The 20,872-nt window shown below is 69.0% G+C and carries 23 protein-coding genes; 15 read left to right on the top strand and 8 right to left on the bottom strand.

Annotated elements, in window-relative coordinates:
* The first annotated feature begins 86 nt into the window (after positions 1-86).
* The 4 genes from T333_RS00220 to T333_RS00205 all read left to right on the top strand — a co-directional run bounded on the left by T333_RS00220 (position 87) and on the right by T333_RS00205 (position 3,728).
* Positions 87-1,661, top strand: coding sequence for an ATP-dependent DNA ligase (locus T333_RS00220; protein WP_496423350.1), 1,575 nt, complete (start codon positions 87-89; stop codon positions 1,659-1,661).
* Positions 1,662-1,790: 129 nt separating this feature from the next.
* Entirely contained in the window at positions 1,791-3,095 is a 1,305-nt protein-coding gene (locus T333_RS00215) for an inorganic phosphate transporter (protein ID WP_357254376.1), read from the top strand.
* 10 nt (positions 3,096-3,105) lie between these two features.
* Positions 3,106-3,390: a hypothetical protein gene (locus T333_RS00210; protein WP_097245304.1), complete on the top strand. Its 285-nt coding sequence runs from the start codon at positions 3,106-3,108 to the stop codon at positions 3,388-3,390.
* An 11-nt stretch (positions 3,391-3,401) separates the two neighbouring features.
* Positions 3,402-3,728, top strand: coding sequence for a DUF3349 domain-containing protein (locus T333_RS00205; protein WP_357254374.1), 327 nt, complete (start codon positions 3,402-3,404; stop codon positions 3,726-3,728).
* A gap of 434 nt (positions 3,729-4,162) precedes the next feature.
* Here the strand turns inward: T333_RS00205 and T333_RS00200 are convergent, their stop codons facing one another.
* Together T333_RS00200 and T333_RS00195 are read right to left on the bottom strand one after the other, a co-directional pair.
* Entirely contained in the window at positions 4,163-4,381 is a 219-nt protein-coding gene (locus T333_RS00200; RefSeq protein WP_354998757.1) for a DUF397 domain-containing protein, read from the bottom strand.
* A 9-nt stretch (positions 4,382-4,390) separates the two neighbouring features.
* Positions 4,391-5,260, bottom strand: coding sequence for a helix-turn-helix domain-containing protein (locus T333_RS00195; RefSeq protein WP_354998758.1), 870 nt, complete (start codon positions 5,258-5,260; stop codon positions 4,391-4,393).
* 190 nt (positions 5,261-5,450) lie between these two features.
* Between T333_RS00195 and T333_RS00190 the strand changes: the two genes are divergently transcribed.
* Together T333_RS00190 and T333_RS00185 are read left to right on the top strand one after the other, a co-directional pair.
* A complete protein-coding gene (locus T333_RS00190) occupies positions 5,451-5,729 on the top strand; it encodes a hypothetical protein (protein ID WP_357254370.1) in 279 nt (92 codons plus the stop codon).
* 41 nt (positions 5,730-5,770) lie between these two features.
* On the top strand, positions 5,771-6,205 hold the full coding sequence (locus T333_RS00185; RefSeq protein ID WP_141808485.1) for a DUF4254 domain-containing protein: 435 nt from the start codon (positions 5,771-5,773) through the stop codon (positions 6,203-6,205).
* On the opposite strand, the gene T333_RS00180 is transcribed toward T333_RS00185, so the two are convergent.
* The 5 genes from T333_RS00180 to T333_RS00160 all read right to left on the bottom strand — a co-directional run bounded on the left by T333_RS00180 (position 6,181) and on the right by T333_RS00160 (position 11,465).
* Positions 6,181-7,044, bottom strand: a complete 864-nt coding sequence (locus tag T333_RS00180) for a class II fructose-bisphosphate aldolase (RefSeq protein ID WP_496423349.1) — start codon at positions 7,042-7,044, stop codon at positions 6,181-6,183. The two genes, T333_RS00185 and T333_RS00180, sit on opposite strands and share 25 nt — an antisense overlap.
* A gap of 16 nt (positions 7,045-7,060) precedes the next feature.
* The gene (locus T333_RS00175; protein ID WP_496423348.1) at positions 7,061-8,014 is read right to left on the bottom strand and encodes a 1-phosphofructokinase; all 954 of its coding nucleotides are present in this window, start codon (positions 8,012-8,014) and stop codon (positions 7,061-7,063) included.
* Complete coding sequence (locus tag T333_RS00170; RefSeq protein WP_496423347.1) at positions 8,011-9,174, bottom strand: N-acetylglucosamine-6-phosphate deacetylase; 1,164 nt, start codon at positions 9,172-9,174, stop codon at positions 8,011-8,013. Before T333_RS00170 ends, T333_RS00175 begins: the two co-directional genes overlap by 4 nt.
* A gap of 283 nt (positions 9,175-9,457) precedes the next feature.
* Positions 9,458-10,468, bottom strand: a complete 1,011-nt coding sequence (locus T333_RS00165; protein WP_496423346.1) for an ROK family protein — start codon at positions 10,466-10,468, stop codon at positions 9,458-9,460.
* Between the two features lie 85 nt (positions 10,469-10,553).
* Positions 10,554-11,465 (bottom strand): SIS domain-containing protein, encoded by a 912-nt coding sequence (locus T333_RS00160; RefSeq protein WP_496423345.1) that lies wholly within the window; start codon positions 11,463-11,465, stop codon positions 10,554-10,556.
* Positions 11,466-11,621: 156 nt separating this feature from the next.
* Between T333_RS00160 and T333_RS00155 the strand changes: the two genes are divergently transcribed.
* The 5 genes from T333_RS00155 to T333_RS00135 all read left to right on the top strand — a co-directional run bounded on the left by T333_RS00155 (position 11,622) and on the right by T333_RS00135 (position 16,320).
* On the top strand, positions 11,622-12,872 hold the full coding sequence (locus tag T333_RS00155) for an extracellular solute-binding protein (protein ID WP_496423344.1): 1,251 nt from the start codon (positions 11,622-11,624) through the stop codon (positions 12,870-12,872).
* A gap of 16 nt (positions 12,873-12,888) precedes the next feature.
* Entirely contained in the window at positions 12,889-13,755 is an 867-nt protein-coding gene (locus T333_RS00150) for a carbohydrate ABC transporter permease (protein ID WP_496423343.1), read from the top strand.
* Positions 13,752-14,648 carry a carbohydrate ABC transporter permease gene (locus T333_RS00145; protein ID WP_354998767.1) on the top strand — a complete coding sequence of 299 codons (897 nt, stop codon included), beginning with the start codon at positions 13,752-13,754 and terminating at the stop codon, positions 14,646-14,648. The genes T333_RS00150 and T333_RS00145 overlap by 4 nt, the downstream gene beginning before the upstream one ends.
* A 103-nt stretch (positions 14,649-14,751) precedes the next feature.
* On the top strand, positions 14,752-15,405 hold the full coding sequence (locus T333_RS00140) for a TetR/AcrR family transcriptional regulator (RefSeq protein ID WP_496423342.1): 654 nt from the start codon (positions 14,752-14,754) through the stop codon (positions 15,403-15,405).
* Positions 15,406-15,528: 123 nt separating this feature from the next.
* On the top strand, positions 15,529-16,320 hold the full coding sequence (locus T333_RS00135; RefSeq protein ID WP_354998769.1) for a DeoR/GlpR family DNA-binding transcription regulator: 792 nt from the start codon (positions 15,529-15,531) through the stop codon (positions 16,318-16,320).
* Positions 16,321-16,422: 102 nt separating this feature from the next.
* Here T333_RS00135 and T333_RS00130 read toward each other — a convergent pair whose 3' ends face one another.
* Positions 16,423-17,124 carry a nicotinamide mononucleotide transporter family protein gene (locus T333_RS00130; protein ID WP_496423420.1) on the bottom strand — a complete coding sequence of 234 codons (702 nt, stop codon included), beginning with the start codon at positions 17,122-17,124 and terminating at the stop codon, positions 16,423-16,425.
* 205 nt (positions 17,125-17,329) lie between these two features.
* On the opposite strand from T333_RS00130, the gene T333_RS00125 reads away from it, so the two are divergent.
* The 4 genes from T333_RS00125 to T333_RS00110 all read left to right on the top strand — a co-directional run bounded on the left by T333_RS00125 (position 17,330) and on the right by T333_RS00110 (position 20,869).
* A complete protein-coding gene (locus tag T333_RS00125) occupies positions 17,330-18,169 on the top strand; it encodes an ABC transporter ATP-binding protein (RefSeq protein ID WP_496423341.1) in 840 nt (279 codons plus the stop codon).
* Positions 18,166-18,912: an ABC transporter permease gene (locus T333_RS00120; protein WP_357254355.1), complete on the top strand. Its 747-nt coding sequence runs from the start codon at positions 18,166-18,168 to the stop codon at positions 18,910-18,912. Before T333_RS00125 ends, T333_RS00120 begins: the two co-directional genes overlap by 4 nt.
* Complete coding sequence (locus T333_RS00115) at positions 18,909-19,706, top strand: ABC transporter permease (protein ID WP_357254353.1); 798 nt, start codon at positions 18,909-18,911, stop codon at positions 19,704-19,706. Before T333_RS00120 ends, T333_RS00115 begins: the two co-directional genes overlap by 4 nt.
* A gap of 68 nt (positions 19,707-19,774) precedes the next feature.
* Entirely contained in the window at positions 19,775-20,869 is a 1,095-nt protein-coding gene (locus T333_RS00110; protein ID WP_354998773.1) for an ABC transporter substrate-binding protein, read from the top strand.
* The last annotated feature ends 3 nt before the right edge of the window (positions 20,870-20,872 follow it).

Genomic DNA, 20,872 nt, shown 5'->3' with positions numbered 1-20,872 from the left:
GTTTATGGGGATTTTCGCAGCCCTGCCAATGGGAAATTAACAGGGCAGCTGAGCTATATGTCACAGCCTCGGGTTACCGTCGAGGGGTGCTGTTCTCGGAAGTCGTGCAGACGTCGGAGACCGTTCGCGCGACAAGGTCCCGAAAGACGAAGATCGCCGCGCTCGCCGAACTGCTCGGCGCGGCCGCGCCGGAGGAACTCACGCCCGTGGTGGCGTGGGTTTCCGGTGAGCTGCGCCAGGGTCGCATCGGCACCGGATGGCGCACCATCACCGGGCTGGAAGGCACGCCGTCTCCCGTTGCGACACTGTCGGTTCCGGCGGTCGACAAGGTGTTCGACGAACTGGCCACCGTCGCCGGAAAGGGCTCGGCCAACCGGCGCAAAGAACTGCTGACCGCGCTCTGGAGCGCCGCGACCTCGGCCGAGCAGTCGTTCCTGCTGCGCCTGCTCACCGGGGAGCTCCGGCAGGGCGCGCTGACCGCGCTCGTCGCCGAGGCGGTCGCGGTGGCCGCCGCGGTGCCGGTCGAGCAGGTCCGGCGCGCGTACATGCTCTCCGGGCAGCTGCCCGTCACCGCCGCCGCCGCGCTCACCGGCGGTTCGGCGGCGCTCGCCGCGTTCAGGCTCGAGGTGGGCAGGCCGATCCAGCCGATGCTCGCCTCGCCGGGTTCCGCGCTCGACGAGGCGATGGACGAGTTCGACGGCGAGGTCAGCGTCGAGCACAAGCTGGACGGCGCGCGCATCCAGGTCCACCGCGACGGCGACGAGGTCCGCGTCTTCACCAGGACTCTGCGCGACATCACCTCCGGCGTGCCCGAACTGGTCCGGCTGGTGGCCGGGCTGCGGTGCGGCAGCGTCGTGCTGGACGGAGAGACGCTGGCGCTCACCGATTCCGGGCGGCCGCGTCCGTTCCAGGAGACCATGAGCCGCTTCGCCACGGCCGAGCCCGGCGAGGAGGCGAAGCTGCCGCCCGGCGCGTCCGCGGGTCCGCTCGTTCCGGCGGTGAGCTCGACCAGAGAACTGCTGCTGCACCCGTACTTCTTCGACTGCCTGCACCTGGACGGCCAGGACCTGCTCGACGCCCCGCTCTCGGAACGGCGCGCCGCGCTGCTACAGGTGGCGGGCGAGCACACCATCCCCGCGCTGATCCGCCCCGACCCCGAGGCCGCCGCCGAATACTTCGACGGCTCGCTCGCCGCCGGGCACGAGGGCGTGATGGTCAAGTCGTTGTCCGCGCCGTACGCCGCGGGCCGCCGTGGCCGCGCCTGGTTGAAGATCAAGCCGACGCACACCATGGATTTGATCGTGCTCGGCGCGGAATGGGGCTACGGCCGCCGCACCGGCTACCTGTCGAACCTGCACCTCGGCGCGCGCGATCCGGCGACCGGCGAACCGGTCATGGTCGGCAAGACCTTCAAAGGCCTCACCGACGCGCTGCTGCAATGGCAGACCGCCGAGTTCCCCCGCCACGAACGCTCCCGCGACCAGCACACCGTCTACCTCTGGCCCGAACTCGTCGTGGAGATCGCCCTCGACGGCGTCCAGGTGAGCCCCCGCTACCCCGGCGGCGTCGCCCTCCGATTCGCCCGCGTGGTCCGCTACCGCCCCGACAAGAACCCCGCCGACGCCGACACCATCGACACCATCCGCGCCCTGCTGCCGTGAATGCGAGGTGACCGAGCCTCGCACCGCACCGGGCGCCACCTCGGGCGTCCACGCTAGCGCACCCCGAAGTCTGTCCGGCAGGCGGTTACCGCATGGCAATCCGCGGGAGCGGTGCCGCACACTGGAGGCGTGACCGTCGAATTACTGGTTCTGCTGATCGTCATCGTCACGGCACTCGCTTTCGATTTCACCAACGGCTTCCACGACACCGCCAACGCGATGGCGACCTCCATCGCGACGGGTGCGCTGCGGCCGCGGGTCGCGGTGGCGCTCTCGGCGGTGCTGAACCTGGTCGGCGCGTTCCTGTCGGTCGAGGTGGCGGCCACGGTGGCCAAGGGCATCGTGCAGCTGGGTGCGGTGGACGGACACGATCTGCTGATCATCGTCTTGGCCGGTTTGGTCGGCGGCATCCTCTGGAATCTGTTGACCTGGCTGTTCGGCCTGCCGTCGAGTTCCTCGCACGCGCTGTTCGGCGGTCTGATCGGCGCGACCATCGCCTCCCTCGGTTGGGGCGGGGTGATCTGGGCGTCCGGCTCCGACGGCGTGCTCACCAAGATCGTGCTGCCCGCCGTGCTCGCCCCGGTGGTCGCCGCGCTGGTCTCGGCGATCGGCACCCGCGCTGTCTACCGGATCACGGCGAAGTCCGAGGAAGGCAAGGTCAGGGAGGGCTTCCGCTGGGGCCAGATCGGTTCGGCCTCGCTGGTCTCCCTCGCGCACGGCACCAACGACGCGCAGAAGACGATGGGCGTCATCTTCCTCGCGCTGGTCGCGCACGGGACGCTGACCAAGAACGACGAGATGCCGCTGTGGGTGATGGCGGCCTGCGCCGTGGCCATCGCCGCGGGCACCTACCTGGGCGGCTGGCGGATCATCCGCACCCTCGGCAAGGGGCTGGTCGAGATCGATTCGCCGCAGGGCCTGGCCGCCGAATCGTCGTCGGCCGCGATCATCCTGACCTCCGCCCACTTCGGCCTTCCGCTGTCCACCACCCAGACGGCCACCGGCTCCATCCTCGGCAGCGGGCTCGGCAAGGGCGCCGAGGTGCGCTGGTCGGTGATGGGACGGATGGTGGTCGCGTGGCTGCTCACGCTGCCGATGGCGGGTCTGGCCGGCGCGGTCTGCTGGGCCATCGCGCACTTCATCGGCGGTCTGCCCGGCGTCCTCGTGGTGTTCGGGATCCTGATCGTGCTTGCCGCGCTGATGTGGCTGCGGTCCCGGCGCAACCCGGTCGACACCACCAACGTCAACGAGTGGCCGGGCGGCGACGCGGATCGGTCCTCCGACACGCCGACGGCTGCCTCCGACGTTGCCAAGGCCGACCACGGACCGCGCTCTACCGACGATCCGCGCGGGGATCAAGCGCTCGGCACCGATCCGCGCAACGCGGGACCCCCGGCGCAGGCGCATCCGCCCACCCGTTCCGCCCAGCTGTAGAGGAGCCACCGTGCACACGCTCGTCACGAATTTGAACTCCCTCTGGAAGGTGGTCGCGGTGTCCCTGGTGCTCGGCGCCGGGCTGCCGATCGTCTTCGCCGTCGGGGTGCGGCTGTGGTCCGCCGCCGATACCGTCGACGGCGAGGGCGGCGTCGCCCGCCGGAACTATCCGGCGCTGGCCGGCGCGTACGCCTGTTTCGCGCTGATCGTCGTCGCGATCGTCACCGGGATCCTCTACACGGCGAAGGCGTTTCTCGCCGCCAAGTTCGGCATCCACCTGTTCGGACAGTCCTGAAGGGCGCTGCATTGACCGACCACACCCAAAGCTCACGCCCCAAGGTCCTCGGCCGCGTCCTCGGCTGGTTGCGCGCCGGATATCCGCAGGGCATCCCGCAGTCGGACTACGTCGCGCTGTTCGCGGTGCTGCACCGCCATCTCACCGACTACGAGGTAGCCGCCGTCGCCCAGGAACTGGCAGCGGGCAATCCCGACTCCGAGATCAGCCACGAGGACATCGTGGCCGCGATCGCCAGGATCGCCAAGGAACAGCCGGACGAGCACGACGTCGCCAGGGTCGCCGCGCAGCTCGAGGCGGGCGGCTGGCCGCTCGCCGAACCGCTGACCGACGACTGAATCGAAAAGCGTTCCGCGATGCCGCCTTTCCTGAACGCCATCATCGAGTGGCGGAAGCAGGTGAGCCTTCCATGGCTGGGGTTCTCCGCACCAGCACCGCCAACGGGAAGACAGGGGCTGCTCGTGCGCCGTCTCCGCACAGGAGCACCTGCTAGGGAGGGTGGGAGCGGGTGAGCTTTTTCATGGCTGGGGTTCTCCGCACCAGCACCGGCAACGGGAAGGTAGGGGCTGCTCGTGTGCTGTCTCCGCACAGGAGCACCTGCTAGGGAGGATTAGGTGGGGAATGTGGGCCGACCGCCGAACAGGACTCGACCTGAGCAGGGTGCCCACCGATCGCGATCCGCGCCGAACCCGGCTCGCGCCGGTCGGCATCCGCGCCGAGGAGAGCTTCGCGCCGACCGGGTCCGCCGAAGAGTGTCCGCGCCGACAAGCACTCAGGGGCTGTCGAATTCGCCCGCGCGAATGCCCGCGGTGAGCGCCGCCCAGTCCGCGGGCGAGCAAGCGAGCATCGGCCGCGCACTCGCCTCGCCCCGGTACTTGGTATCCCGGATCAGCACCCGCCCCGGCTCGAACTTGACCTGCACGCAGGCCACCGAATCGCTGGAATACGACGACTTGAACCAGCCCGTCTCGGCTGACGACACGCTGCTCATAGCGCGATGCTACCGGCCGGGCGCCTCGGACATCTTGCGTTCCAACGCGGCAAGCGATTCCTCGCGCGAAAGCGCTTGTTCGGCCAGGGCGTTGGCGAACAACGTGTTGAGATGCCGCACCGGCTCGGTGTCCTCGATGACGCCGTGGTGGACCAGCGTCTCGGTCCACGCGACATCCGGCAGCACCGACTTGTCGAAGCCCAGCAGGTGGAACGTCGCGCCGCCGAGCAAGCCGCCGCCGGTCGCCTCGAACGGAATGATCCGCAGGTCGATGGTCTCCATGTGCTCCTCGAGCAGCGCGGTCAGGTGGCGAACCTGATCGAACATGACCTCGGGACCGCCGATCTGCTGAGTCAGCGCCGCCTCGTTCACGATCGCGGTGACGCGCAACGGATCTGGGCCCTGCAGCCGCTGCTGGCGGCGCAGCCGGATCTCCACCAGCCGGTCGATCTCGACCTGGCGAATCCGCGCGCGATCGTTCGCGATCAGCGCGCGGGCGTAGTCGGCGGTCTGCAAAAGGCCGGGGATCAGGATGCTTTCGTAGGTGCGCACGCTGTCGGCGCCGTGTTCGAGTCCGTACAGGCGGCCGATCTCGTCGGAGAGCAAGCCGGAATAGCTGGTCCACCACCCGCGCTGCCTGGCGATGTCGCGAAGTTCGTGCAGCTCTTCGCGTTCGGCCGCGTCGAAGTCGAGTAGCTTCATCAGCTCGTCGAGTTTGGATTCGGCCAGGACGCGTTCCTTCTCCACTTTCGACCAGTAGGAGATGGAGAAGCCGAGCTCCTTGGCGATCGCGGACACGCTGACGTCGTTCTGCTTACGCCTCCGCCCGATGCGGAGCATCAGTTCCCGACGCGCGACCGTCGGCGAGAGTGGTGCCATCGTTGGATGGTGTCCTTCCAGCTCTAGCGATGCGTGGAGATGACCGTACTCCCCGCGGTGACCGGCTCGCACAACGCCGTTTCATTTTGTCAACTTGACGTACAACGCGACGCTAACCTAGCCTCCTTGTGTCTCATGTCACATCGCGGGTATGTTCCGGCCGGTCCCGCCCGGCGGGATCGAGGGGTGGATGTCTGTGCATGTTGTGGGTAGCTGCTTGATGGTCGGTGACCGGACGCCGCATCAGGCGCGGCGGGTCGGTGACGACACCTGGGTGGTGTCCTATCTGCGCGGCCGGATGTTCACCACCGAGCAAGCGGTCGCCGCGATGCAGGCGGCGGACACCGTCGCCTTGATGGACGATCTGGCCGCGCGGGTCGGGCTCACCGCGCTGGAGGCCATCGGCCTCGCGGTCAACGAAAGGCCTTGGGAGAAAGCGTTACCGCGTTTCGGGCGATACGCCCGGTAAGAGCGTTGTCCTGCACCACGATTCGAACAGGGGAATGCGCGGTGGAACCACTGCCATCGAAAAAGCAAGTGCTCAAGGCGTTTCGCGCCAAGCCGAGCGAGGAACATCCGGTTCTGCAATCCGCACATACGCTCGGTGAGTTGCACGTGCGGCGACTGCGCACCGAGGCCGACGCGACCGGGGACATCGATCAGAGCCGAGTGCACCTGGTGCTCGGCATCGATCGGTGGGTCGCCACCGAGCTGCCGCCCGCGCACGGCGGCGCGCACATGCACACCGAATCCGTCGGCATGGTGATCGATCGCCTCGCCCAGTTCTCCGCCCGCGCCTTCGCCTCGCTGGTGTCGGAACCGGATTGGATAGTGCACGACGACTGGGAGCGCCTTGCCGAATTAGCGCTCGGCTACCAGGATTTGGCGCTCGAGGTCTCGGCCGGTATTCGTCGGCTGCCCTACCTCGGCGGCCCGTGCCGGTGAGGGTCGCGTGGTCGGTCCGCGAGGAGACGGAGGAAGTGCTCGACCTCCGCGCGCACGGCGGCGCGGCCGGGAGCGAGATACTTGCGCGGGTCGGACAGGGCGGCATCGCGCGTGACGGCGGACCGGACCGCCGCGGTCATCAGCACATTCAGCCGGGTCGCGATGTTGACCTTCGTCATACCGTGCTCGACAGCGGCGCGCAGGCCGTCGTCCGGCACGCCGGACGAGCCGTGCAGGACCAGCGGCACAGGGACTTTCGCGGCCAGCTTGGCGATCAGTTCGAGGTCGAGTTCGGCGGTGCGGGCGTGCATGGCGTGGGCGGAACCGACCGCGACGGCCAGTGCGTCGACGCCCGTCGCGGCGACGAATTCGACGGCCTCGTCGGGGTCGGTGCGGACACCGGGAGCGTGCGCGCCGTCCTTGCCGCCGATCTCGCCCAGTTCGGCCTCGACGAACACGCCGCGCTCGCGACACCGGCGCGCGACCTCGGCGGTGGCGGCGACGTTGGCGGCGTAGTCGAGTGTGGACGCGTCGAACATGACCGAACGGATGCCGAGTTCGACGGCGGCGGTGACGAGTTCGGTGGAAGTGGCGTGGTCGAGGTGCACCGCGATGGACGCGGAGCTGTCCGCGGCGATCCGTAGGCACGCCAGCGCGAGCGGGGCGAGGGATCCGTGATAGCGGACGGTGTTCTCCGAAATCTGCATGACCACGGGACGTTCCGCGTCCTCGGCGGCCGCGGCGATGGCCTCGGCGTGTTCCAGGGTGATCACGTTGAACGCGCCGAGGCCGCCGGGTCTCGCGGCCGCGATCAAGTCCGGTACGGGGGTCAGCGGCATGGGTGGGTCTCCGCGGTCATGGCGTGGTCTCTTCGGATTCCGGGGCGGCGAGCTTGTCGACCCGGACGGTCGGTGCCAGGCGGGTGCGCAGGCAGCGGTCGATCTCCCCGGCGACCGGGATGACGACGGCCGACGCCGCGGTGGCCACGGCGTCGGTGAGGATGGCCGCCCAGTCGGGTTCCGCGCGGGTGGACAGCGCAGCGATCACCGCCGCGGCGGCGGAATCGCCCGCGCCGGTGGGGTTTCCGGCCAGCGGCTCGGGCAGCGTCGCGAACCACGCCCCGTCGGCCGTCACCGCGATCATGCCCTCGGCGCCGCGGGTGGCGACGACGGCTCGCACGCCGCGATCGATCAGCGGGCGGGCGGCCGCAACCACCTCCTCCGGCGTAGTCGGCGTGCGACCGGAAAGACGCTCCAGCTCTTCGGTGTTCGGCATCAACACCACACCGGGAACCTCCGCCGCCAGCCGCAGCGCCTCGCCGTCCACATCGCAGATGGTCGGGACCCCCGCCGCGACCGCCGATCGGGCGAGCTCGGCGGGTAGGCCGGGATCTATCCCGCCCGGTAGCGATCCAGAGACGACAAGGCCGTTGATGTCGGGCAGCAGGCCCGCGACCCGGATGGCTAGTTGCTCGGCGGCGTGCGGGTTCGAGACGCGGGCGCCGGGCTCCCAGAGCGCGGTGGCGGTGCCGTCACGGGACTCGCTGATCACCACCGTCCGCCGGACCCACGGCAGCGCGTGCACGAAGTCGACCGGCATCTCCAGCTCGGCGGCCGCGGCGAAGGCGTGATCGGAGAAGCCGGTCGCCCTCGCGTACTTGCCGAGCTGGTTCAGCACCCGCGTCACATTGATGCCCTTGCCGCCGATGCGCTGCTCGACCGAGCGGACACGGTGCGCCTGCCCGCGCTCGAAGCGCTCGACCCGGTAGGTCATGTCGTAAGCGGGATTCATTGTCACAGTGAGGATCACGTCAACCACTGTCCACGTCTGAGCACCCGGCGCAACTGCAGGTCGTCATCGACAACCAGCAGGTCGGCGTACTGGTCGGTCCGGAGATCGCCCACGTCGGTCAGGCCGGCGGCGGCGGCTGGTACGGCGGTCGCGGCGCGCACCGCGTCGGGCAGCGGCACACCGCAGTCCCGGACCGCCCACGAAAGGCATTGCGCGAGAGTCGCCGTGCCGCCCGCGATCGACCGGTTGGCCACCCTGGCCACCCCGTCGATCACCCGGACGGACTGCGGCCCGAGCCGATATTCGCCGTCGGGCATGCCCGCGGCCTGCATCGCGTCGGTGATCAGCGCGACCTGTCGCGGAGCCGCCGCGAAAACCATCGCGCCGAAACCGGCGTCGACGTGCACGCCGTCGCCGATCAGCTCGACCACCGCGTGGCCATGGACGGCGGCCGTCAGCGCCGCGGCGACCGGTCCCGCGTTGCGGTGGTGCAGCGGCGGCATGCCGTTGGCCAGGTGGGTCACCAGCCGCGCCGATCCGGTCGGGGCGAGCGCCTGCCGGAAGCGCGCGAAATCGGTGTCGCTGTGGCCGAGGGAGATCACCACGTCGTTGTCGGTGAGGAGCCGCGCGACCGCGTCATAGCCGGGCAACTCCGGCGCGATGGTGCAGACACGCAGGTATCCGTCGGCGGCGGCCAGCAGTTCTTCGGTCAGTCCTGGGTCGGGGTCGCGCAGGTAGCGGACGTCCTGGGCGCCGCAGCGGGCGACCGCGAGAAACGGTCCCTCCGCGTGGATTCCGCCGATCGTGCCGTCGGCGGCGAGCGCGCGCAGTGTCGCGATCTGGGCGACCATGTCGGCCGCGGGACCGGTGACCACGCTGGCGAGCACCGTCGTCGATCCGCGCGAGTGGTGGAACTCGGCGGCCGCGCGCGCGTCGTCCGCGTCCACGGTGTCGAATCGATGGCCGAAGCCGCCGTGGTTGTGGATGTCCACCAGGCCGGGGACGATCAGGCCCGAGAACTTCGGCGGGGCCGAATCCGGGTGGAAGGCAAGCCATTCGGTCATCGGCCGGACCGCGACGATCCGGTCGCCCTGTACGGAGATCACGCCGTCGGTCAAGTCGAACGACGCCGACAAGATACGACCGCGGATTTCCAGGCCGGTGGAGTTGTCAGTCATCGAGCCTCCGTCCGTTGGTCCGCACCTAGCTTGTTGCTCGCATGAGGGCTTCGCGCCCGGAGGTATCGCGTCTCCGTCGAGAGCGCTGGGCCGCGCCCGCTCGCATGAGCGCTTCGTGCCCGGCGGAATCGTATGTCGGTTGGGCGTTTTGGGCCGCGTCGCGGGCTTCGTGTCCGGAGATATCGCGTCTCCGTCGAGAGCGCTGGGCCGCGCCCGCTCGCATGAGCGCTTCGTGTTCGGCGGAATCGCGTCTCGGCCGGGCGTCCCGGGTCGCGCCTCCCGGTCATATCAGTGCTCCGTGCCGGGCGAAGAGCGTGGCGCCCGCGAGCCCGGCCCGCGCGCCGAATTCGCCGAGCACCACCTTCGGCACCGGCACCACCCGGAGACGCTGCGCCAATGCCGCCTGCAATCGTTCACTGAGCGCGGCGCCCGCACCGGCCAACCCGCCGCCGAGCACGACGAGCTCGGGGCAGGCGGCATGGACGACGCCGAGCAGTCCGTCCGCGAGCGCGGCCACGGCGTCGTCCACCGCACGCGCCGCGTCGGGATCGCCCGGCAGTCGTCCGAAAACCTCTGCCGCGCCGCTGACCTCGCGCCCGGACAACCGGGCGTAGTTGCGTGCGATGGCCGCGGCGGAGGCGAGAGTTTCGACGCAGCCGACATTCCCACAGGGACAACGCAACCCGTCGGTGGACCGCACGGGAATGTGGCCGTATTCGCCCGCCTGCCCGAAGGCGCTGCGCACCAACCGGCCGCCGGCGGAGAGCGTGCCGCTGACGCCGGTGCCCAGCACGATCACCAGAACGTCGCCGTGATCGCGCCCCGCGCCGAAACGCCATTCGGCCCAACCCGCCACGGCCACATCGTGTTCGATCAACACCGGAACGCCCCAGCGCCCGGTGAAGCGGTCGCCGACGTGCACGTCGCGCCAGCCGACGTTGCCGCTGAAGACGGCGATCGATCGTGCGGTGTCGACGATGCCGGGCAGTAGGACGGCGGCCCGGCCGAGCCGGTCGCGCAGATCCGCGGGCAATTCGGCGAGCAAGCTGTCGCCGAGATCGCCCATCGCCTCGAACGCCGCCTCGCCACGCGGGGTCGGCACCGTGCCCGACGCGAGGATCGTGCCGGACGCGTCGGCGATCTCACCTTTGATGGTGGTGCCACCGACGTCCAAGCCCAATGTCAGGGCATCAGAACCTGCCGGATCCGAACCGAGGGCGCGTCCGCCCGCCCCACGGCAGTCCGCGCCGGGCGCAGGCGCCGGTGCGCTGCCGCCGACGCGATGCGTGTCCATCTCCGGGAGCGTAGTTACTCTCAGCAACCTTGTCGTCGGCGGCTCCGGAATGCGGGGCGGGGGCGCGGACACGGCGGCGTACCGGTCACTGGTCCAGGACGACCGAGCGGTTCAGGCTGCGCGGGTGGTCGGGGTCGAGGCCCAGGTCGGCGGCGCGCGCGACGCAAAGGCGGTGCACGCGGACCAGTTCCGCCATCGGATCGATGTCGCGGTGTTCCAAGTGCGCTCCCGTGGCGGCGACGTCGGCGGCGAAATCCGGGATCAGCGGCCCGAGCGCCCAGACCGCGCGGCCGGGGGCGGCGATGCTGATCGGGCCGTGCCGGTACTCCGTCGCGAGGTAGGACTCGGCCCACGACTGGCAGGATTCGCGCAGTTTGAGCCCGGCCTCCTCGGCCAGCGCGCCCGCGAAACCCATGCCGACGAACGTGATCTGCTCGGCCCCGCGCACCCCGGCCAGCGATTCGGCGGGATCTTCGGCCAGGACGGCGCGCGCCTGTTCGACGGCGGGACCGAGGTCCTCGCCGAGATGCCAGCGCAGGATCGCCAGCGTGGTCGTGGCGAAGCGGGTCTGCACCACGGACTTCTCGTCGACCTCGTCGATGAGGATCGGATCGCCCAGCTCCAGCACCGGGGTGCCCGGGCTGCTGCAGATCACCGTGCCCGGGACGTGTGACGGGATCTCGCGCATCGCCGACACCACTTCGGTGGTGGTGCCCGATCGGCAGATGACGAGATAGCGGTCGTAGTCCCGGCCGCCGCGCACCTGACTGGCAGGCCACGCGTCGGTCAGGCCCTGGCCCGCCTCCTCGCGTAGCGCGGCGATGGCCCGAGACATGAACAGCGAAGTGCCGCAGCCGATCACAGCGACGCGTTCGCCGGGTTGCGGCAGCAGGGCGCGGTGTTCGGCGGCGATCGCGGCGGAGCGCGCCCAGTCGTCGGGCTGGGTGGCGACTTCGACGGCCAGGTGGGATGCGGGGGCGTGGTCAGCGGACGGCACGACAACAGAATCGTCTCGATGATCGTTCATGTCAAATATCTGCGCGAAATGGTCATGTTCGATCACCATTCGCGCTAGATTCAACCGGTCGACACGTTTTGCTTCATCATCGGCGGTCGGTAGGCGCCGGGGGTGCAGATTCGAAAGGTTCGCTTCGTGAAACGACCACTCCGCCGCCTGCTCACGGGCGCCGCGCTGGCCACCGGCCTCGCCGTCGCGGTCGCCTCGTGCGGCTTCGGCTCCAACGATTCCGCCGACTCCGACACCACGATCAACTTCCTGGCCCCGGTCTACAGCGACGGCGCCACCGGAACCAAGGCGCTCTGGGACGGGATCATCGCCGACTTCGAGCGGAAGAATCCCGGCCTGAAGGTGAATCTCCAGCTGGAATCCTGGAACTCGATCAACGACGTGGTGCGGACCAAGCTCCAGTCACCGTCCACCACGCCCGACATCCTGAACATCGACGCCTACGCCAGCTTCGCGGGCGACGGAATGCTGTACCCAGCAGCGGAGATCGTCTCGCCGCAGGTGCTCGCCGACATCCAGCCCGGCTTCGCGAAGAACGCCTCGCTCGACGGAACCCAATACGCGCTACCGCTGTTCGCCTCCACCCGCACGCTGTTCTACAACACCGACCTTTTCGCGCGCGCCGGTGTCGCCGCGCCGCCCAAGACCTGGACCGAACTGACCGAGGCCGCGGCGAAGATCCAGGCGCTCGGCGACGGCGTCTCGGGTTACGGTCTGCCGCTCGGCAGCGAGGAGGCGCAGGGCGAGACTTCGATCTGGACCTTCGGCGCGGGCGGCGACTGGTCCAACGGCGGCGAGATCACCGTCGACACCCCGGCCAACCTGGAGGGTGTGCGCGCGATGCGCACGCTCATCGATGCCAATGCGACACAACCTAATCCGGGCGCGACCGACCGCAAGGACGTGATCAACGCCTTCATCCAGGGCAAGGTCGGGATGATCGAGGGCCTGCCGCCCACCATCGGCCAGATCGCCGCGAAGAATCCGGAGCTGAAGTACGCGACCGCGCCGTCGCCGACCAAGTCCGGCCAGCCGGTGACCCTCGGCGTCGCCGATCACCTGATGGCTTTCAAGAAGGACGGCGGGAAGACCGAGACGATCAAAAAGCTCCTCGATCACTTCTACTCCGCGAGCGTGTACGCGAATTTCGTGAAGCACGAAGGCTTCATCCCGATCACCCAGAGCGGCGCGGCCGAACTGGCGCAGGACCCGGTCACCAAGGCGTTCGCCGCGACGCTTCCGGTGGCCAAGTTCTACCCGAGCAACAACCCGAAATGGGCTGCGGCGCAGGGCGCCATCCGCCAGCAGATGGGCACCATCGCGCAGGGCGCGGACCCGGCGCAGGTGCTGACCCGCATTCAGGAAGCCGCGAAATAGCGTGCGGCGCAATGCGATGCTGAGGGCGGTCCCGTGGCTCGGGCCCGCCCTGCTGCTGATCGTGGCGATCGTCGCGTTTCCGGTCGGCTACATGCTGTGGACCAGCACCAGGGACCTCAGCGCCTACGGTCAGGACCGCGGGCCCGCCGGGCTGGCGAACTTCCGCGCCCTGTTCGACATCGGCGAACTCGGCACGGTGCTCGCGCACACCGTGGTGTGGGTGGTCAGCGTCGTGCTGATCACCCTGGTGCTCTCGGCCGGGCTCGCCCAGTTCCTGAACAAGGACTTCCCCGGCCGCACCGCCGTGCGGATGGCGATCCTGGTGCCGTGGGCCGCCTCGGTGGTGATGACGACGACGATCTTCTACTACATGCTCGATCCCGACGTCGGCATCGCCAACCGGTTCCTCGTCGACATCGGGCTGCTCGATCGCGGTTACGGGTTCACCAAGCAGCCGACACAGGCCTTCCTGGTGGCGATCGGCGTCGCGGTGTTCGTCTCGATACCGTTCACCACCTACACGATTCTGGCTGGGCTGCAATCGATTCCGGCCGAGATCGTGGAGGCGGGCCGGGTCGACGGCGCGGGTCCGTGGCAGCGGTACCGCCACCTCACGCTGCCGCAATTGCGCCCGGCCATCGCGGTCGCCACCGTCGTCAACATCATCAACGTGTTCAATTCGCTGCCGATTCTGCAGGTGATCACCGGCAGCATCGCGGGTTTCTCCGCGGACACCACGACGACGCTGACGTTCAAGCTGATCCGGCAGAACCAGCAGATCGACACCGCCGCCGCGATGAGCGTGCTGAACTTCGCGCTGATCGTGGTGATCATCGCGATCTACGTGAAACTGGTCCGGCCGACGCGGGAGGTCGACGCATGACCGCCGAGACCGAGATTCGCGTGCCGCACCGAAACACCACCACCGCGACGAAAGAAGCGCCGGTAAGGGCGAAGCGTCGTCGCTGGGAGTTGACGGCGATCGGCGTCGTGATCGCGCTGATCTTCCTGACGCCGTTCGTCGTGATGGTGCTCGGCTCGCTGAAGAGCCGGGCCGAGATCCTGCGCATCCCACCGACTTATCTGCCGCAGACCTGGCATCCGGACAACTACGCGACGATGTGGGACACCCCCGAGACGCCGCTGCCGTTCAACATGGTCAGCACCGTCGTCATCGCGGTGAGCGCCACGGTGCTCGTGCTGCTCGTCGCCATCCCGGCCGCGTATCACACCGCGCGGCACCGTTTTCCGGGACGCGCGGTGTTCCTCGGTCTGGTGTTGATCACCCAGATGTTGCAGCCCACGGTGCTGGTGACCGGCCTGATCCGGCAGTTCTTCGCGCTGGGCATCAACGACACCTGGCTGGCCATGATCCTGGTGAACGCCGCGTTCAACCTGTCGTTCGCGGTGTGGATCCTGCACAGCTTCTTCGCCGCGATCCCGGTGGAGATCGAGGAGGCGGCCCAGCTCGACGGGTTGAACCGCTGGCAGATCCTGACCAAGGTCAGTCTGCCGCTGGTCTGGCCGGGCATCGTCACCGCGACCATCTTCACGATCGTCGCCTGCTGGAACGAGTTCGCGGCCAGTCTGGTGGTGCTGACCACGCCGGAGAATCAGCCGCTTTCGGTGGCGCTGACCAAGTTCGTCGGCCAGTACGACACCGCATGGCAGTACGTGTTCGCGATCTCCACCGTCGGCATCGTGCCGGTGGTGATCCTGTTCGCGCTCATCGAGAAGCGGTTGGTCGCGGGATTGACCGCTGGCAGCGTGAAGTGAGCAGTTGTCACGCAGCCGAGCGTCGAGGAAGGTACCCCGGGCACCGACATCGCCCTACTCTCGAGCCCCCGCCGGCAGGCCCCCGCGGCGGTAGCATCGATTGGTGGCACGGCAGGACGGCGCTCCCAAGGACGGCCGCAATTACGCGGGCCTGTCCAAGGAGCAGCGGGTGGCGCAGCGGCGGACCAGGTTGATCGACTCGGCCCTGGAATTGTTCGGCACCCAGGGGTACGCGACCACCTCCATCGAGCGCCTGTGCACCCTCGCGAATGTCTCCACGCGCAGCTTCTACGAGGATGTCGGCAGCCGCGAGGCGCTGCTGATCGCCCTGGTGGATCGAATCACCATGCAGGCCATCGACCGTGCCGCGGAGGCGCTGGCGCGCACCGCGAACGAGCCGCTGTCGAGCAGGGTGACCGCCGGTTTCCGTGCCTACCTCGAAGTGACCTGCGCCGACCGGCGAACCGCGCGGGTCTGCTACGTCGAAGTGGTCGGGGTCAGCGAAGCGGTGGAGGAATGGCGCAGGGAACAGCGCGGGCGTATCTCCTCGATGCTGATGGCCGAGGCCGAGCGCGCCGTCGAGCGCGGCGAGACCAAACCGCGGCGCTTCGACCTGTTCGCGCTCGCGGTGATCGGCGCGGTGAACTCGTTGGCGCAGGAATTGGTGCAGACCACCCAGCCGGACGCGCGGATCTCGCTGGACGACATCTGCGAGGAAATCGCCTACGTGGTCAATTCCGGACTCGCCGCGCCGTGAGTCCGCGCGCGGTCCACGTTGGCAACCGGCGCGTGGAATCTCTACGGTTTGGCATCGTGGCTGTGGTCAGATTGTTCGCGTGCATGCAGAAACGGCACGTCGTCCGGGTCGGGGCGGTGTGAGATGACCGGACCGACGGATCGTCCGCAGCGGTGGAACCGGCTGCTCGAGCTGCTCGCCGAATCGGGGCGGCTCTCCGTGGAGGAGGCCGCCGAGCGGCTCCAGGTGTCGCCCGCGACCGTGCGCCGCGATTTCACCGCGCTGGCCGAACAGCAGCTCGCCACCCGGACCCACGGCGGGGTCGTGGCGACGACGGTCGCCTACGACCTGCCCGCCCGCTACCGCCAGACCGGCGGCGAGGCCAAACAGCGCATCGCCGAGCACGCCGCCGCGCTGGTCGACCCGACCGCGGTGGTCGGCATGAACGGCGGCACCACCACCACGGCGGTGGCGAGGGCGCTCGCGGGTCGCACGGATCTGGCCAATTCCGGTGACGATCAGCTCACCATCGTCACCAACGCGCTCAACATCGCGGGCGAGATGGTGCTGCGCCCGCACCTGCGCACCATCTGTCTCGGCGGGGTGGCGCGCCGGGAGTCCTACGAACTGCACGGCCCGCTGGCCGAGCGCGCCCTAGCCGAATTGCGTTTGGACACGGTGATTCTCGGCGTGAACGCGATTTCCGCCGAGGGCGGCGCGCAGTGCAGGCACATCGACGAGGCGGGCGTGACCACCGAGATGGTGCGCCGCTCCGGCCACGTCATGGTGGTCGCGACCTCCGACAAACTCGAACGCTCCGCCCTCGCCCGCATCTGCGGCATCGACCAGGTCCACGTCCTCGTCACCGACACGCACGCCGAAGCCTCCGCCGTCGCCGCCATCCGCGCCGCAGGCGTCCGCGTGGACCTCGTGTAGTTCGGAGCGGCATGCGGACGTGATGAGTTCTCCGCGCCCAGCACGCCGCCACGGACGTCGTGCTTGCACTGGCCCTGAACCAGGGCGGCGATTCCCGCGTGATCAGTCGGACGGGACGTGTGTCGCCCCCACGGGTACGGATGCGGCGGGCCGCGATTCGGTGCGCATGGTGCGGACCCAGACGGCGAAACCCCAGGCGACGAAGCCCGCGTAGACGAGGTAGAGGGTGGCGGAGGGGTAGTAGCCCGCCTTCAGCAGGAGCGGGACGCCGACGATGTCGACGGCGATCCAGATCAACCAGAACTCGGCCAAGCCGCGGGCCATGCCGTAGGTGGCGAGCACCGAGCCGGTGAAGATCCAGGCCTCCGCCCACGGGCCGTAGGAGCCGATCCAGGCGAACAGCTGCGCGAAACCGGCCGTGCCGAGGAGCATGGCGGCGACAAGCAGCCATCGTTCGCGGGCGCTGGCCCAGCGCGGCACCACGCCGCGGTGCTCCAGCCCGGTTTCGAGGCGGGCGTGCCGATGCCACTGCCACCACCCGAACACGCTGACCGCGATGAACATCAGCTGCCGCCCCGCCTGCCCGGCCATGTTCAGCTGCTGCGGTGTATTGAAGACGCCGCCGACGAAGACGGTGAAAAGCAGCGCGTTGCCCGCGATGCCCACCGGCCACGCCCACACCCGCCGCCGCATGCCGCCCACCGCGGCGGCCAGCCCGAACCCGTTGCCGATGATCTCGCGCCAGAGGATGGCCGAGCCCGCGATGTGCAGTTCGGCGTCGAGCAGGATGCTGAGCGGGTCCACCTGGTGTGCAACGAGCAGGAGGCGCGATCTCATCCGCGAGGAGCGGGTTTCGCTCGGCGTGATACGAAAGGTCCCAACCCGGGCGGCGCTCGTCTGGTGCACGGTCGGCCACCCGTCCGCGAAATACCCTCGGCGCGTAACGATTGCGCAATCTGGCCACGCGAATCGCAATGTCGGTGCAATCGAGCCCTTCTATCGTGACCGAATGAACACCGAGCACGCCGGGGGGACCGGTATCCACATCAGCGGGCTGAGCAAGTCCTTCCGTGCCGGGCGGCGCACGGTGCACGCGCTGGACGGCGTGGATCTGCACACCGAGCAGGGCGCGTTCCTGTCGCTCCTCGGTCCTTCCGGCTGCGGAAAGTCCACCGTCCTGCGGATTCTGGCCGGATTGGAGGAGCCGACCGCGGGCACCGCGCTGATCGACGGCCAGACGCCCGCGCAACTGCGTGGCCGCCACGAACTCGGCATCGCGTTCCAAGATGCGGCGTTGCTGCCGTGGCGCTCGGTGGAATCCAATATCAAGCTGCCGTTGCAGGTGGCCGGTCTGAAACCGGATCCCGCGCAGATCGCCGACCTCGTCGCGCTGGTGGGATTGGAGGGCTTCGAGAAGGCCAAACCCGCGCAGCTGTCCGGCGGCATGCGGCAGCGCGTGTCCATCGCGCGTGCGCTGGTCGTGCAGCCGACTGTGCTGCTGCTCGACGAGCCCTTCGGCGCGCTGGACGACATGACCAGGCAGAAGCTCAATCTGGAGTTGCTGCGGATCTGGACGGAGAAGCCCGCGACCACGTTGATGGTCACGCACGGCATCGCCGAGGCGGTCTTCCTCTCCGACGTGGTGGCGGTGCTGAGCCCGCGCCCGGGCCGCGTGCTCGAGCTGGTGGAGATCGATCTGCCGCGGCCGCGCCTGCCGGAGATGATGCGCACCCCGGAATTCCACAAGTTGTCCGACTATCTCTCCGAACTGCTGTTCGGCAAGACCGGTGCGGGCGGCGTCGCTTTCGAACGCGGCGTCCAAGCCCCCGACACGGGCGGTGCGTCGTGAAGCGGCTCGGCGGGCTGCTCGGCATCCTCGGCCTCGTCGGGGTGTGGTGGCTCGCCGCGGCGCTCGGCCTCGCGGGCGGCACCATCCCGAGTCCGTGGCGGGTTGTGCACACGATGTATGTCGACGGCTGGCAGCTGTACGGCCCGAACTTCGAGATCACCGCGATCGGCGCGCTGAAGGGCTTCCTCTGGGGCAACGCGCTGGCCATCGGCCTCGCGGTCACGGTGGCGCTGATCCCGCAATTCGAATCGCTGGCCACCCAGCTGGCGATCCTGTCCTACTGCACGCCGCTGCTCGCGCTCGGCCCGATCATTCTGGTCGTCTTCGGTGGACGCACGCCGACAGTGTTCCTCGCCGCGATGTACTGCTTCTTCACCACGATGGTCGGCACCCTCGCCGGTCTGCGCTCGGCCGATCGGACGAGCCTGGAGCTGGTGCGCGCCTACGGCGGCGGGCGCTGGCAACGGCTGTACCGGGTTCAGCTGATCGCCGCGCTGCCGAATACGTTCGCGGCGCTGAAGATCGCCGCGCCCTCGGCCGTGCTCGGCGCGATCATCGGGGAGTATCTGGGCGGCGTGGACAGCGGGATCGGCGTCGCGCTGACCGCCGCGCAGACCGCTTACAACGTGCCGCGTACCTGGGGGATGGCGCTGGCCGCCGCCGCGCTGGCCGGTCTCGGCTACGCGATCGTGGCGCTGGTGGCGCGGCTGGTCACGCCATGGACCGGGGAGGAGGTGCGATGACCGTCCTGCGTCGCCTCGGCGCGTTCCTGTTCCCGCTCGTCACCTCGCTGCTGCTGATGCTGGTCATCTGGTGGGGGTTCCTGGCGGCCTTCCCGCAGGTGGGTCCGCGGGTGGGCAAGACTCCCGGCGATGTGTGGCGCTATCTGGTCACCTCGCCCGGCGCGCCGCAAGCGCGCGCGGCCATCCTCGACAACCTCCAGATCACGCTGCGCGACGCGGCGCTCGGCTTCGGCGTCGGCATGGCGGCGGCCATCGCGCTCGCCGCCCTGTTCGTGTCGTTCCGCACCGTGGAGCACACGTTCATGCCGGTGGCGATGCTGCTGCGTTCGGTGCCGCTGGTGGCGCTCACGCCGATCATCGTGCTGGTATTCGGCCGCGGGGTGGGCGGGGTGACCGTGATGGCCGCGATCGTCGTGCTCTTCCCGGCCCTGGTGATGATCACGACCGGACTGCGCAGCGCGCCCCGCCAGGCGATGGAACTGATTGCGGCGTACGGCGGTTCGCGTTGGACGGCGCTGCGGATGGTGGCAATGCCCGCAGCGCTGCCCGCCGTGTTCGCGGCCGCGCGAATCTCGGTGCCGGGGGCGCTCATCGGTGCGTTGATCGGCGAATGGCTCGGCAGCGGAACAGGTCTCGGAGCGAGCCTGATCCGCGCGATACCCACGTTCCGGTACAACGAGCTGTGGGCGTCCATCGTGATCGTCACCTTGGTGTCGGTGCTGCTGTACGCGATCGTGGGCGTCGTCGAGAACCTGGTGCTGGCCCGGTTCGGCCCCGATGCCGGACGCGACTGATCGTCGCGATTCGGTATTGGGAACCTGAAAGCAAAGAAAACGAAACCGAATCCCCCTAAATTCAGCCCATGACACCCGCGCAACGCTCTTCGTTCGGGGCGAACCTGAACCGCAGGTCCTTTCTTCGTTATTCGGCACTCACGGGAGCCGCACTCGGCGGCGTCGGCGCGCTCGCCTCCTGCGGCGACGACGCGGGCGGCTCGTCGAGTGGTTCCATCCCGGACGGCTCCCGCTTCGGCACCGTGGCGATCCAGCTGTCCTGGATCAAGAACATCGAATTCGCGGGCGAGTATTTCGCCGATTCCCGCGGCTATTTCCGGGAGGCGGGGTTCGGCTCGGTGAATCTGCTGGCGGGCGGCGCGGCGAGCACGTCGGTGGAGGCCGGTCTCGACACCGGAAAGGTGTGGCTCGGGCTCTCGGCGCCGCAGACCACCGCGCCCGCGATCCTCGAGGGATTGCCCGCCAAGATCGTCGCGACCACCTACCAGAAGAATCCGTTCGCGATCGTCAGCTCCGCGGCCAAGCCCATCAACTCCCCGCAGGACATGAAGGGCCGCAAGATCGGCGTGCAGGACACCAATCAGCTCATCTTCACCGCGTTGTTGACCGCCAATGGCATGAAGCCAGGCGATGTGACCATCGTGCCCGCGCAGTTCGACCCGACGCCGCTGGCCAACGGCGAGGTGGACGGCTGGGTCAGTTACGTGACGAACGAGCCGATCACCCTCGCCGCCAAGGGTTTTCCGAACGCGCACTTCTTGTTCGCCGATTTCGGCCTGCCGCTGGTCGCGGAGACGCTCACGGTGAAGCAGTCCACCATCGACAACGAGCGCGAGAAGCTGAAGGCGTTCCTCACGGCGGAGATCAGAGGGTGGAAGGACGCGGTCGCCGCACCGGCCGAATCGGCGCGCCTCGCGGTCGAGACGTACGGCAAGGACCTGAACCTCGACCTGGCCGAGCAGACCGAGGAGGCCATCGCGCAGAACGACCTGGTGGTCTCCGCCGACACCGCCGCGAACGGTCTGCTCACCATGACCGACGCGCTGATCGAACAGAACATCGCCGCGCTGCGCACCGCGAAGATCGACATCGAGGCCGACCAGCTGTTCGACCTCTCGGTGTTGCGCGAGGTCTACGCGGAGAACCCCGGCCTGAAGGGCTGAGCG

The organism is Nocardia sp. CNS-044 (assembly GCF_059570515.1).
Note: the sequence above shows the minus strand (reverse complement) of the source record. Positions and strands in the feature narration are given on the sequence as shown.